The sequence below is a fragment of the Companilactobacillus metriopterae genome, assembly GCF_004117915.1.
Taxonomy (GTDB): Bacteria; Bacillota; Bacilli; order Lactobacillales; family Lactobacillaceae; genus Companilactobacillus; species Companilactobacillus metriopterae.
In genome coordinates this window covers 233,063-247,270 of sequence record NZ_RSTD01000001.1, presented here as the reverse complement: position 1 = coordinate 247,270, position 14,208 = coordinate 233,063, and the positions used below count along the sequence as shown (strand labels likewise).

The window sequence follows — 14,208 nt, the reverse complement described above, 5'->3', positions numbered from 1 at the left end:
ATCTTTCAAGGTAATAATAACAAACTGTTAATCTTAAAACATGTTTTTTCCATCGACATAATTTAGACAAAATAAAAAGACTATCCATTTGGATAGCCTTTTTATTGTTTTGAAATTTGATTACTATTTTTTATTACACTATTAACTGTAAATGTAACTAAGAATGAAATAATTAACATGATTGCTGCAAAGATATATGGATAATGCGTATTTCTATCCATTAGCATCCCTGCAATGATAGGTCCGATAATGTTACCAACACTTGTTAATGACATATTTACACCATTAATCAAGCCTTGATTATCATCACCAAATTTTGTTAGCAATGTTGTAATAGCAGGTCTTAACAAATCAAATGCGGAAAAGATAACTAGTGTTGCAATAAATACTTCCACCTTAGAATGTGCTAAAACAATCCAAAGAACACAAACTGCACCTAATAAGAAACACCATCTAATCAGTCTAATTTCAGTTAATTTTCTAACTAAGAAATCAAATAATGCTACTTGTAAGAATAGAGAAATTACCCCATTAAGAACAAGAACCAGCGCAATATTATTTAAACTGAAGTTAAACACTTGATTTACATAAATACTATAGATACTTTCGAACAACTGTAGACCAAATGCTGATACTAGTATCATTGAGAAAAATATAACCATCGGTCTATTCAAAATACTCATGATTGATGACTTCTGGCCTCTAGACTCAAGAGATTCTTCTTCAGTGATGCCATCTGGCCTGGGTGTTTTACTAGGTAGGAAAATAATTAGGAAAATTGTACTAATCAATCCCAGTGCTGACGCTGCCCAAAATGGTGTCTTATAACTAAAACTTGCTAAAACTCCACCAATACCAGGTCCCATAATTAATCCCCCACTAAATGATGCAGAAATCCAACCGATAACTTTCGCACGATCCTTTATACTAGTCATATCTGCGGCCATTGCCATTGATGTGGGTACAAACATACCGGCAGAAATACCACCAATAATACGTGAAAAATTAAATAGCCAAAGCGTGTTTGACATTGCAAAAATCAGTTCCGAAATCATATACAAGAATAGTCCCAAAGCCATCATAGGCTTTCTACCCATCTTATCGGAAATTCTCCCTACAATTGGGGAAGTGATGAATTGGGCTAAGGCAAACAAAGCCGTCATAATACCCATATCAGTTGTACTATAACCATATTCCCTTTTAATAAATGGAGTTACCGGTATAACAATACTTATACCTAAACAAATTAAAAATGTACTAAAAATCAAAATAATAATCGAACGTCTTGCTTCCTTAGACAAGTTTTTCATATCTTCCCCTCCTTCAAACGAGATCCCAATATAATATCACAAACAAACTACTATTGTACTAGTATTTGTATAATAAATAATAAAAAAAGACCTAAACATTAGTTTATGTCTTTTATTTTATGAAATATTGAATAAAAATACTTGCGATACTGAAATATATCAAAACACTTGTCAAATCACTAAGTGTTGAAATAAAAGGACCACTAGCTACTGCTGGGTCAAAACCTAATTTAGACATTAGCAATGGTATTAAGCTTCCGGCAATATTTGCAACAGTTATTGCACAAAACATTGCCAAACCTATTACTAACCCCAACATAAAGTTTGTTTTCCATAAACCTACGATAAGAAATACAGTGGATCCTGTCACCAGACCTGTGACCAAACCCGTAACTAATTCCTTACCTAAAAGTTTGAAGAATTCACTCCCACTGATATCTTCCAGTGCAATTCTTCTAACAGCAACAGCTAAACTCTGTGTACCTGCATTACCAGCTGTACCAGTGATCATTGAAATAAACACTGCCAGAATACTTGCTTCTGCCAGTAAGCTCTCATACTGATTAATCAAAGTGGCTGTAATCATACTAAGAATAAGTAGAGTGATCAACCATGGCAATCGTTTACCAGCGGCTCTGAAAGGATTATTATCGTTGATTGTTTCATCTACGCTAACAGCAGCCAAACCAGAATAATCTTGTTGTGCTTCTTCATCAATAACTTCAATAACATCATCAACCGTTACGATACCGACCATTTGATTAGAATAATCAACTACCGGAATAGCTAAGAATTCATAATCCCTAAATACTTGAGCAACTTCTTCCTGATCATCATCAACTTTAACAGATATGATATCAGTGTTCATATGCTCACCCAGGATATCTTCAGGCTCTAACATAATCAAATCACGAAGAGACATAACACCAACTAGATCTTCATTGTCATCTAGTACATACAAGTAGTAAACCGTCTCGGCATCAGCAAATTTACGTAAATCTTTAATAGCATTCCCTGCTGTTTCTGTTGCCTTAAATTCTACATAGTCGGTAGTCATGATACCACCGGCAGTTTCAGTATCATAGTGCAACAAACCGCGAAGATTATTAGCATCTTGCTTAGACATGTTACTTAGATATTTTTCAATTTCTGACTTATCTAAATGTTCGAGAATATCCGCAGCATTATCATCATACATACTAATAAGCATTTTTGAAGCATACTTGTCTTCCATCTCATCCATGAATTTTGGTATCTCAGGGTGATCCTCTTCAACAGTATCAAACATATCACCCATTTCATCGGGTTCAAGGATAGAGTATATCTTTTTTCTTTCCTCTTCATCTAATGAAAGGAAGAAGGTACTTTGATCATAAAAATGCATATCTAAAAAAGTCTTGCGGAATCTTTTTATATCATTATCATTCAGATACTCATTTAGAGTTTGAAATTTCTCTTGTAGTAAAGCTTCCTTTTCGTCCACACTACTCACCCCCTAGTTCATTTAATACTCTTTGCATATCATCAGGCATTGGTGCTTCTAACTCTAACCAAATATCTTTCATAGGATGAAATATTTTGAGCTTAGCACAATGCAATGCTTGCCTATCAATAAGCACATCTTTTTTACCAGAATACATGTTATCACCTATGATAGGATGCCCCACTGATGAAGTATGAACTCTTATCTGATGAGTTCTTCCCGTATATAATTGTAGTTCTATTAAAGAATATTCTCCATAATCTTTAATTGTTCTATAAGCAGTTTTGGATTCTTTTCCATTTTTCACATCTATACATCTACGATAATAATAATCTGGATCGATACCTATTGGCTTATTTATAACGCCACTTAAAGGATTCATTACTCCATAGACAATTGCATAATAATACTTTTGAAACTTATCACCATGCAGAATTTGATCCAATCTGGAATGTGTGTAAGAATCTTTAGCAAAAACCATCAAACCTGAAGTATTTCTATCCAACCGTGTCACAAGGTGGATAGAATCATCTTGATGATTTTCTTGAAGATAGTACTTTACAATATTAGCTACAGTATATGATTCTCTGTTTTTTGAAGGCAAACTTGCTATACCAGGTTTTTTATTGATGATTAGTAAGTATCGATCCTCATATATAACATCTAAATCAGCATGCATTGGAACAATTAAATCTGAGCCTATTTCACTGCTCATAACCACAGATAAAACATCCCCTGATTTAATTGCAAAATTCAGGTGGCGTTCTTTTTTATTTACATAAACACGTCCATCTTTATTTCTAATTTTATGTAATTGACTTTCCGAAAAATTCTTGTGCGATAAAAATTTTCGAATATTCTTAGGGTCATTGTCTTGAACTATATACTTAAATATTCGTCTATTTTTCATTTTTACCTAAGAATGCATTTTCTACTCTAGACCAGAAATGTACATGACGATATTGGGCAAATGTTGCACGCTTTTCACATAAACCAACACTGATTTTTTTAATATCACTAAATTCTACTGGCTGACCATCACAACTAACCACGTAGTCATCAGCTTTTTCAGGATACAAATCAATTCTTTGGTCTTTAGGAATAATAATAGGAGATGATATCGTTCTAAAGACACGATTGTTTATAGAAGCTATCTCTACCATTTGAAAAATATCTACTTTAGGATGAATCAATGCTCCACCAATAGCTTTAGCGTATGCTGTAGAACCAGTTGGAGTGGCAAAACAAAGACCGTCACCACGGAAATTTTCAAAATATTCTGTATCAATGTTCACTTGTGTCTTCATTGTCAACGAAGTCAGGCGTCGAACAATTCCTTCATTGATAGCTCGATAACTCGATACATTACCTTTAGAATCTTCTACGTTAACTTGAATAACCGGATAACTAGTTGTTCTAACATTTTCCTGTTGTTCAATTATTCTCTCAACAAGCTCATCGATTTCATCATCAATCCAGTCTGCATAAAAACCCAAGTGACCAGTATGAAGAGCAACAAACATTACTTTATCTAATTGCTTTTCATATTTATGAAAAGTACTCAATAAAGTCCCGTCTCCACCGATACTAATAACAAGTTCAGGATTTTGTTCATCAGGTACTAATCCTGCTTTAATCAGTCTTTTTCTCATATGTTGAGAGGCTTTAACAGATTTAGCTTTAGTATTATTATGAATCCAAAATTTCATCATTAATCCTTCTCCGATTGATTGTTAGTATACTGCTGTTTATTATCTGTAAAATATTGCTGAGCATCTTGAATCTCTTCTCGAATTTTGGACATTTCTTCATCCAACATGAATGAAGCTTCCGCAGCTCTTTTTAGACGTTCATTAATATTTTGCGGAAAATCCCCACGATATTTGTAGTTTAAAGAGTGTTCAATTGTAGACCAAAAATTCATAGCTAATGTTCTAATCTGAATCTCAGCTAAGATCTGCTTTTGACCTTGTGATGTTTGAATAGGATATTCAATAACAACGTGATATGATCTGTAACCACTAGGCTTACTATTAGCAATGTAGTCTCTTTCTTCGATTACTTGCATGTCTTCACGATCATGAAGTAGTTTAGCCACTTCATAGATATCCTCAACAAATTGGCATTGGATTCTTATACCTGCAATATCTTGCATGTCTTGTTCCAACAGCTCTGTTGTGATGAAGCGACGCTTCATTTTTTCTTTGATACTATCTTCAGTCTTTACACGACCCGTTACAAATTCAATTGGTGAATGTAAATTTTTATCTAAAAATTCTTTACGAAGATTACGTAATTTAAGTTTTAACTCAGAAACTGCCTGAGTATATGGATCTAGAAATTCAATCCAATTTATGTCTGTATTTGCCATTGTTTTTCACACTCCAATACCTAATAAATATAACCTACTTTGGAAACTTATTCATTAACAATATCTAGAATACCAGTGTATAAGGGTAATAATTTTACGTTTACTAATTAACTTGTTAGAATATTAACTGTAACAGAATGGAGGAAAGAATTGTGTGGGAAATATTTTTATATGTTAATCCTTTATGTTCATACTGTCTTAATGTTGAACAAAGTATAATCGACTTCACAAGAAAAAATTCCATAAGTACACAATTCCATTTTATAACAACTTATAATATGGAAACCATTAACGAGTATCTAGAGATGAAAGGTTGCAAATTGTCTGACCTAGATGAAAGAACTAAGTGCACAAAGGAAATTTATGATGCTGCGCTGCTTTACAAATCAGCCACTTTCCAAGGAAATAAAAAAGCTCGTATATTTTTAATGCGTATGCAAGATCAAATTAATGTTCAAAATCTACCTTTCAATGAAAAAACCATCATGGATGCTGCTATATATGCCGGTTTGGAATACGATACGATTATGTCATACAAAGACAGTGAATCTGTTGAACAAGGATTAAAACGTGATCAACAGTTAATTAAGGATATGAACATCAGAAAAGCACCATCTATAGTTATTTTTGATAATGCAAATCCTGAAGAACCTGGATTAGTCATCAATGATTTTGGCGATGACAGAGATAAACAATCAATCGAAGATAATTTGAATGATTTATTAAGCAGAACATTACTTGAACCTTCCGAACAACCATCTCTAAAACAAGAAGCAAAAGTTTTGAATTTTAATGATTTTAGAAAATAAAGAAGAGCTGAGATTATCCTCGGCTCTTCTTTATTATTAATGGCTGACTTAAATATATTGGTTTCTCACCACATAACCTCTGCCATTTATGATTTTTATATACCGGTATTTCAGCAGATATTTTTTTATTGGATAAATAATCTTCAATGGTTTTTTTATACTCGTAATAAAATTTTATTTTCAAATTTTGTGATTCAAGATCATTCATTCTTCTTATTCTAGTGATTGAATATTCATCAACACGATAGCTATTATTTTTGTTAAATAATTTTGGTTTAAAATTTGCTAGCTCTTTTATATCTTCCAAAATAAAACTTCTACTCTTGTATACTATCCTGTTAAATAATCCTTCAAAATGAATATCATAAAACAATCTAAATTTGGCAATTTGAGCGTCAAACATTAGCAGGTAAAAACCCCAATTCTTATTATATTTAAGAAATATCAGATGTTTTTTGCTCAAGCTGTTACTTAAATAGTTTCCGCCTAATATCCAAAAATTATTATAATTACTGTCCTGATAAGATTTAACCCGCTTCGTAAATTTTGATTCACCAATTATCGAACACTGGTATTCCATAACGTTTTTCTCATAAAATATATCTGCACGCTGCTTAATATTAGGTAAAAATTTTTCCATTTCAATATCTTTGACACCTAATTCTAGTAATCCGCTAATCAATAGTTCTTTCCCCTGCTGGTGTATCAATCGTTCATTTGTGTTGTTGAAATTGTTATTCTCATGCCGAAAATATTTAGAATTATCTTTGATAGTTAACTTCATGGATCTATCACAATCGATACAAATGTAATCTAACCTTGAATTTGCATCATTTGCATATATTAATTTTTTGTTTTTGTCATATGCAGCGTACATATCAATCACCTCATATAACATTACGAAAAAAACACTAACCTAGACGGTTAGTGTTTTTAATCAAAGTAATATCTTGCTTGTTCAAGTGCTGTCCTACTCATCAATTCTTTACCATATTCTGATAGCATAGCTGAAGTTGTCTTTGTTTGTGAACTATATTCGCTTAACAGAGCAACAATATCGTTATATGTCATATCATGGATTTCATCAGTAAAGATAATTAATTGCAAGTAGTATTTATCATTGTATTGCCACAAATTACTAATTCCACTCTCTAATCTCAATATTTTAGATAATTGAATGAAATCTTCAAAATTATTAAATTCTACAACTAATGACTTTGTTGGTGTATCTCTATCTCTAACATAAGGAGTTACATCAGCATCGTAATCTTCTGAATCTAGACTAGCATTTGAAAATGCTGACATATCTTTTGACTCAAAATTTTCCAAATTAATATTCTCAAATGAAGCGTCTTCATCGTCTGGATTTGCCTTAACAATAAGAACTTCTAAGCCTTCCTTGTTTGGCATAATTTGAAAAGTAACAGGTTGATTATTCGTAAAAGTATGATCTTCATCAACCTCATCCAAAATACTATAGAAAAATGTTTCTATTTGATCTTTATTTCCTAAAAGATCAAGCATTGAAACGCCTCTTTCACTTAAATCCTCAGTACTTAGGATGACTCTGATTGTATTTTCATTTATATGTTCCATTTGCATCATAGCCACCTCAATTCTGTAAACATATTTTATCAGTATGAATTTTAATGTAAAGGAAATAAAACTTTAATTAACAAAAAAAGCCTAATTTCCATAATAAAAATAGAAACTAGGCTAAAAAGAAATATTTTATTAAAATCCTGACATAATCTGTGCACGTCTTAATTCCATAGTTCTAACACTTCTAGGTAAAAATCTACGGATTTCGTCTTCATTGAAACCGACTTGTAGACGTTTGTCGTCCATAATGATAGGTCTCTTTAGAAGTCCAGGATTGTTTGAAACAAGCTCTAACAATTGATCAACAGTTAAATCATCAAGATCAACATCTAGATTCTTAAATGATTTTGATCTAGTTGAAATAATTTCTTCTGTACCATTTTCTGTCATTTGTAGGACTTGTTGGATTTCTTCTTTATTTAATGGTTCTTGATATATGTTTCTCTCTTTATATGCAATGTCATGTTCTTCTAGCCAAGCCTTAGCTTTACGGCAAGAAGTACAGCTTGGAGATGTATAAATAGTTACCATAACTTCTCTCCTCCTCTGGTCTGGATTACCTGTAATTCTTTACAAGTACAATATTACAACTTTTTTAATAAAAAATCCACGATATTTCACAAAAATCATTGTTCAAATTTGACTTATTTATTTTTTTGTGAATTTTCTTCGCTGTAAAATCAACATTTTGAAAATTATTTCACAAATGGTTTTAGATTAAAATTATGATAACTATTAGTATTTATTTTTAATATCACAAATTAGTTTTTCTAATATAAATTTATTTATACGTCTAATTCTAGGTCTTGGAAAGCGCGAATTACTGGTATATTTTCAGCATATTTTTGAGTTTGCTTTAGCATAATTGAGTGATCAATAGTTTGAGGTAAGTGGCTAATCATAACACGTTCTACTTTTGCTTTTTTAGCTAACTCACCTGTTTCTTTGGTTGTCATATGCCAAATTTTACCCGTTTTTTCTTCAGGAAAATTAGTGTCAGTAATTAATAAATCTGCTCCCTTACTGAAATCAATTAATCCATCAAAATATGCAGTGTCAGCAGTGAATACTATAGATTTACCATTTGCTTGAATACGCATAGCATATGCAGGTACTGGGTGAATTGTTTCCATAAAGTTAAACTTAAATGGTCCTATCTTTAATTCTTCATAATCATTGTAAGCAATCCCTTTAGTAGCACCATCCAAGGTCAACTGGGCAAAATTAACAAAGTCACGTGTGTGGCCATAGATAGGAAGCGGTTCTTCCTTATCAGAAGCTAATAGATTGTATTGAAGAACACCTAGATCTGCTGTATGATCATGGTGATAGTGTGAAAGTACAACCGCATCTAATTCGGTAGGGTCTATATAACGTGAAAGTTCATTTAGACTTCCACTTCCACAATCGATTAATAATTTGAATCCATCTTTTTGTAATAAATAACTAGTTGTCCCGACTCCCTTATATGGGTAGCCTCCGTACATTCCTAAAACTGTAATTAACATAAATTTACTCCAATATTTTTAATATGAAAGGACCGTAATTAGTATGTATATAGATACAAAACTTGGTACTTACAATCATTTGGTTAAACAGTTTGATCAAGGTGATCTACTATTAAAACCCTATAACAATGATGATAAAACAGATTACTTACTATTGAAAGAGTCAAAATCAGTTAGTGAATTTAAAAACTTGCTGGGAGACTTAAATTTTAATTCTGAAATTTATTTTTTCACGTACTTAGATTTAGATGAAAAACAATCTGAATTATTTTTATTTTCAATTGAAAAACGTGCTAGAGAATTGGAAAAAATCAATTTTTCTCTCTACCAAGATAGTAACAACTCTAATAAATTCTTGCTTATAAATTACTCTGATAATGATAAAAACATTATTGATAATGAAAATAAAATTAATAACAGTATTAAAAATCTTTTAGCTGGATCAGCAAAAAAATCTTTTGGTACTTTTACTAAAATTTATAAAAAATAAAAACTCCCTAATAGGGAGTTTTTTTATTTTCTTAAAGTTAGAGCATTTAACGCTACAACAACTGTAGATAATGACATCAATATAGCACCAACTGCGGGACTTAGTACAATACCTACGCCAGCTAAAACCCCTGCTGCAAGTGGTATAGCAATTATATTATATCCAGCTCCCCACCATAAATTTTCTACAGTTTTACGGTAAGTTTTCGCTGATAAATCGAAGAAGTCCAAAATGTTTATTGGATCATTGCTATAAAGAATCACATCAGCAGACTCAATTGCAACATCTGTACCTGCTCCAATGGCTACACCAATAGAAGCAGCTGCTAAACTAGGTGCATCATTAATTCCATCACCGACCATCATTACTTTGTGTCCTTCCAACTCAAGATCTTTGATTATCTTATCTTTATCTTGTGGAAGTAATTCAGCACGATATTCATCAATACCTAATTCATCAGCAACTTTTTTGGCTGCCTCTTTATTGTCACCAGTCAACATTATTGGGATAATATTTCTTGCCTTCAATTTGCTAATGAATTCCTTTGAATTAGCCTTTAGTGAGTCTCCTAAAGTGATATAACCAACAACTGAACTATCTACAACTAAATAACTAACAGTGCTATCAGTGGCTATATTTTCAACCTCAAGCTTATTCTCCTGTAGATATTTCCGATTAACTAAGAGAATACTTTTCTTATCTAACTCTCCACTTAATCCATAACCCTTTAGTGCTTTAACATTTGATATCTGTGTTGGAGTAATATTTTTTTCAGCTGCGTACTCTACTATACTTTTGGCAATTGGATGGTTTGAACTAACTTCTAACCCTGATATTAAGGCTAAAATTTCATCTGTAGAATAAGAAGAACCAATTGCTTTTACTTCATTTACTGAAAAATCACCTTCAGTAAGAGTACCTGTTTTATCCAAGGCTAGATAATCAATTTTTCGACTAATTTCCATAACTTGATTATCACGGATTATCAATCCATTTGTAGCTGCAATCGAAGTACTACGTGAAATTACTAATGGAACTGCCAATCCCAAAGCATGTGGACATGCGATAATCAAAACAGTTACCAATCTTAAAAGTGCATTGTCAAATGTTCCCAAAAATAGCCAAACTACAAAGGAAATCAAACCAGCTGTTATAGCTGCATAAAACAACCAACCAGAAACTTTATCTGCTAATTTTTGCGTTCTAGACTGATTCATTTGTGCATCTGATACTAGTTTACTTATCTGTGATAAATATCCTTCTGAGGTTGTTTTTTCAACTGTTAAATTAATAGTAGAGTCACCATTAATAGATCCTCCAACTACCTTGTCACCTACAGTTTTCTTTACAGATTCAGATTCACCAGTAATTAATGATTCATTTACATAGGTATTTCCTTTAGTCACAACCCCATCCAGTGGAATTGTTTCCCCAGCACGTACTTCGATAATTGTATTTTTTTTAACAGAAGAAACTGGAGAATCCATCGTCATACCATCGTGAACAACATGAGCATTGTCAGGAACTAGTGCAACTATTTTATCCATCGCACTACCGGCTTCCATAGTGGACTTCATTTCAATCCAATGACCCAACAACATGATAACTATTAGGGATGCTAGCTCCCAAAAGAAATCCATTGAATCAGTGCTGTTGAAGAAATTTTTCATGATGAATGAATAAATACTGTAGATATAGGCAACTCCTATACCCATGGTTATCAGTGTCATCATAGCGGGTTGTTTTGATTTTAATTCACCCTTAGCACCTTGGAAAAAAGGTTTACCACCGTAGAAAAACAAAATTGAAGCCAAGATTAATACTATCCAATCAGAACCAGGGAATTGAATTTGAAATGGTAAATCCATACCCATAAATGATGAGAGAATAAATATCGGTATTGCTAGTACTAAGGAAATCCAGAACTTCTTCCTTAGATCTCCCATGTCCATCATGTGACCTCCGTGCATCATCATGTGGCCACCCATATCAGAGTGATCCATTTCCATATCCATATTTTCGTGATTCATATGTTGATTATCCATTATTTGTCTCCCCCAAACAGTCGCACATTACTTCTTCTGGCGCGTCTTTTGATTTTTTAGTAAGTATAGTTATTAGTTCATTGATATCAGATTTAGATATATCTGAATTTTCAATTGCATTCTCAATTGCCTGACCTTTTCTCATACAACAAAGACTTGCAAATAAATGATTTACACTTTGATCAATAGCATCTTCCTCTTTGATAACCGGTGAATAAGTATATGGTCTAACTTTTTTATCTACTTCCAAATAACCTTTGCTCTGCAATCGGACAATTAAAGTTTTGATAGTAGCTTGTTTCCAAGATGTTTTTTTCGTTAAAACATCTATTACTTGTTTACTTGTTGCACCATTGAGTGTCCAGATTATTCTCATAACTTGCCACTCTGCTTGTGTCATGTTTTCTATATCAGCCATTTATTCTCCTTTCAAGTTTACAAATGTAATCCTTCAATAACTAAAGTTTACATCTGTAAACTTTAAAAGTAAATAAAAAAGAGTCGAAAAATTCGACTCTTTTTTATTATTTAACATATTCAGATACTAATTTAATATTATCATCGTTTGTTAATGATTCATTAACAGCACGTTCTGCAAGTGTTTGTAGATCTGCTGTGCTTAATTTCTTCATCAAGCTTCTTACACGTAATACAGATGTAGCACTCATAGAGTATTCATCTAGTCCCATACCTAATAGGATTGGAACCATTACGTCATCTCCAGCAGCTTCTCCACACATACCTGCCCACTTGCCTTCTTTGTGAGCTGATTCAATAATGTGCTTGATCAATCTCAAGATTGAAGGATTATATGGTTGGTATAGATATGAAACTCTTTCATTACCACGATCAGCAGCCATTGTGTATTGAATCAAGTCATTTGTTCCAATACTAAAGAAATCAACTTCCTTGGCGAATTGATCAGCTAATACAGCAGCAGCAGGTATTTCCATCATCATTCCTGTTTGGATAGAATCTGAAATTTTTACACCTTCTGAAACTAACTTAGCTTTTTCTTCTTCAAAAATAGACTTAGCAGTTCTAAATTCTTGAAGTGTACCAATCATTGGGAACATAATTCTTAGTTCACCAAATGCTGAAGCACGAATCAAAGCACGCAGTTGAGTTCTGAAAATATCTTGTTGGTCAATACTAATACGAATAGCACGATATCCTAAGAAAGGATTGTCTTCTTCTGGTAGTGGTAGATATGGTAAATGCTTATCCCCACCAATATCCATAGTACGGACAACAACTGGTTTTCCATTCATACTTTCAAGAACTTTCTTGTAAGCATTGAATTGATCTTCTTCTGTTGGAAGTTGATCTGATTGCATGTACAAGAATTCTGTACGATACAATCCGATACCTTCAGCACCATTATCAAGAACACCATCTAGATCATCTGGTGAACCAATATTAGCTGCTATATCAAAATGTTTACCATCAGCAGTGACTGTTGCTTCACTCTTTAGCTTTTTCCATTCTGCTTTTTCGGCAGCAAAATCAGAAGCTAATTTTGAATACTTAGCAACATCATCATCACTTGGGTTAACAATAGCCACACCATCGAGACCATCAAGAATAACCTGATCACCATCTTTGATGTCAGCTGTAACTGTATTTGTTCCAACTACAGCAGGTAGTTCTAATGAACGCGCCATAATTGCAGAGTGGGCTGTACGTCCACCAATATCAGTAATAAAGCCCCTAACAAATTTTTTGTTAAGTTGAGCTGTATCACTTGGAGTAAGATCGTGAGCAACAACAATAACTTCATGATCAATTAGTGAAGGATTAGGTAATTCAACACCAAGCAAGTGAGCCATTACACGTTTAGTAACGTCGCGAATATCCGCCGCTCTTTCTTGCATGTATGGATTATCTGTCATACCTTCGAAAATTGTAATAAAGTTTTGTGAAACTTCATCAAGTGCTTGTTCAGCATTGACACTTTGATCTTTAATTTGTTGTTCAACAGCACCTGTAAATTCAGGATCAGCAAGAATCAATTTGTGCGCATCAAAAACTTGTGCGCCTTCTTCACCCAATGATTCTTTAGCCGCATCTCTGATTTTTGTTAATTCATTGTCTGATTGAGTAAGTGCATCTTGAAGACGTTTAACTTCGCCATCAACATCACTAATACTCTTCTTTGAAAATGAAAGGTCTGGTTGAACCAAAAGGTATGCTTCTGCAGTAGCAATACCTTCACTAGCAGCTATCCCTTTGATTTGTGTAGACATTATTCAGCTAAACCTTCTTTTGTCATTGTTTCTGTGATTGCAGCAATTGCGTCAGCTTCGTCATCACCTTCGGCAGTAATAGTAATATCAGCACCTTGACCAACACCAAGTGACATAACACCCATGATTGATTTTAGGTTAACTGATTTTCCATCAAATTCGATGTTTACATCTGAAGAGAATTTACTTGCAGCTTGTACAAGCATTGTTGCTGGACGTGCGTGAATTCCTGTTTCTGCGATTACGTGATATTCTTTCTTTTCCATGATATAAATTACCTCTTTATTGTTTATTAAATTATGTAGAAAGCTCTACAAATATTCATTTCTTAATTTACCATTTTC

Annotated in this window: 15 protein-coding genes; 2 read left to right on the top strand and 13 right to left on the bottom strand. The window is 33.0% G+C overall.

Annotated features, from left to right (window positions below):
* Positions 1-101: 101 nt before the first annotated feature.
* The 5 genes from EKN01_RS01270 to yjbM form a co-directional block, all read right to left on the bottom strand.
* Positions 102-1,310, bottom strand: coding sequence for an MFS transporter (locus EKN01_RS01270; protein ID WP_432264332.1), 1,209 nt, complete (start codon positions 1,308-1,310; stop codon positions 102-104).
* A 112-nt stretch (positions 1,311-1,422) separates the two neighbouring features.
* The gene (gene mgtE, locus EKN01_RS01265) at positions 1,423-2,793 is read right to left on the bottom strand and encodes a magnesium transporter (RefSeq protein ID WP_129044641.1); all 1,371 of its coding nucleotides are present in this window, start codon (positions 2,791-2,793) and stop codon (positions 1,423-1,425) included.
* Between the two features lies 1 nt (position 2,794).
* Positions 2,795-3,703: an RluA family pseudouridine synthase gene (locus tag EKN01_RS01260; RefSeq protein WP_129044640.1), complete on the bottom strand. Its 909-nt coding sequence runs from the start codon at positions 3,701-3,703 to the stop codon at positions 2,795-2,797.
* The gene (locus EKN01_RS01255; protein ID WP_241685224.1) at positions 3,693-4,505 is read right to left on the bottom strand and encodes an NAD kinase; all 813 of its coding nucleotides are present in this window, start codon (positions 4,503-4,505) and stop codon (positions 3,693-3,695) included. The genes EKN01_RS01260 and EKN01_RS01255 overlap by 11 nt, the downstream gene beginning before the upstream one ends.
* Positions 4,505-5,164 carry a GTP diphosphokinase gene (gene yjbM / locus EKN01_RS01250; protein WP_099974407.1) on the bottom strand — a complete coding sequence of 220 codons (660 nt, stop codon included), beginning with the start codon at positions 5,162-5,164 and terminating at the stop codon, positions 4,505-4,507. Before yjbM ends, EKN01_RS01255 begins: the two co-directional genes overlap by 1 nt.
* Positions 5,165-5,316: 152 nt before the next feature.
* Here yjbM and EKN01_RS01245 point away from each other — a divergent pair, with 152 nt between their 5' ends.
* Positions 5,317-5,973, top strand: a complete 657-nt coding sequence (locus EKN01_RS01245; RefSeq protein ID WP_129044639.1) for a DsbA family protein — start codon at positions 5,317-5,319, stop codon at positions 5,971-5,973.
* A gap of 13 nt (positions 5,974-5,986) precedes the next feature.
* Here the strand turns inward: EKN01_RS01245 and EKN01_RS01240 are convergent, their stop codons facing one another.
* From EKN01_RS01240 to EKN01_RS01225, 4 genes are all read right to left on the bottom strand, one after another.
* Positions 5,987-6,850: a competence protein CoiA family protein gene (locus EKN01_RS01240; RefSeq protein WP_164966340.1), complete on the bottom strand. Its 864-nt coding sequence runs from the start codon at positions 6,848-6,850 to the stop codon at positions 5,987-5,989.
* Between the two features lie 56 nt (positions 6,851-6,906).
* Positions 6,907-7,575, bottom strand: coding sequence for an adaptor protein MecA (locus tag EKN01_RS01235; RefSeq protein ID WP_099974404.1), 669 nt, complete (start codon positions 7,573-7,575; stop codon positions 6,907-6,909).
* A gap of 132 nt (positions 7,576-7,707) precedes the next feature.
* Positions 7,708-8,106 (bottom strand): transcriptional regulator Spx, encoded by a 399-nt coding sequence (gene spx, locus EKN01_RS01230; RefSeq protein WP_099974403.1) that lies wholly within the window; start codon positions 8,104-8,106, stop codon positions 7,708-7,710.
* A gap of 254 nt (positions 8,107-8,360) precedes the next feature.
* A complete protein-coding gene (locus tag EKN01_RS01225) occupies positions 8,361-9,083 on the bottom strand; it encodes an MBL fold metallo-hydrolase (protein WP_129044637.1) in 723 nt (240 codons plus the stop codon).
* 43 nt (positions 9,084-9,126) lie between these two features.
* Between EKN01_RS01225 and EKN01_RS01220 the strand changes: the two genes are divergently transcribed.
* Complete coding sequence (locus tag EKN01_RS01220) at positions 9,127-9,573, top strand: hypothetical protein (RefSeq protein ID WP_129044636.1); 447 nt, start codon at positions 9,127-9,129, stop codon at positions 9,571-9,573.
* A 23-nt stretch (positions 9,574-9,596) separates the two neighbouring features.
* Here the strand turns inward: EKN01_RS01220 and EKN01_RS01215 are convergent, their stop codons facing one another.
* From EKN01_RS01215 to EKN01_RS01200, 4 genes are all read right to left on the bottom strand, one after another.
* Complete coding sequence (locus EKN01_RS01215; protein ID WP_129044635.1) at positions 9,597-11,618, bottom strand: copper-translocating P-type ATPase; 2,022 nt, start codon at positions 11,616-11,618, stop codon at positions 9,597-9,599.
* Entirely contained in the window at positions 11,611-12,036 is a 426-nt protein-coding gene (locus EKN01_RS01210; protein WP_129044634.1) for a CopY/TcrY family copper transport repressor, read from the bottom strand. Before EKN01_RS01210 ends, EKN01_RS01215 begins: the two co-directional genes overlap by 8 nt.
* A 106-nt stretch (positions 12,037-12,142) precedes the next feature.
* A complete protein-coding gene (ptsP, locus tag EKN01_RS01205) occupies positions 12,143-13,864 on the bottom strand; it encodes a phosphoenolpyruvate--protein phosphotransferase (RefSeq protein WP_129044633.1) in 1,722 nt (573 codons plus the stop codon).
* Entirely contained in the window at positions 13,864-14,130 is a 267-nt protein-coding gene (locus EKN01_RS01200) for a phosphocarrier protein HPr (protein WP_099974397.1), read from the bottom strand. The genes ptsP and EKN01_RS01200 overlap by 1 nt, the downstream gene beginning before the upstream one ends.
* Between the last annotated feature and the right edge of the window lie 78 nt (positions 14,131-14,208).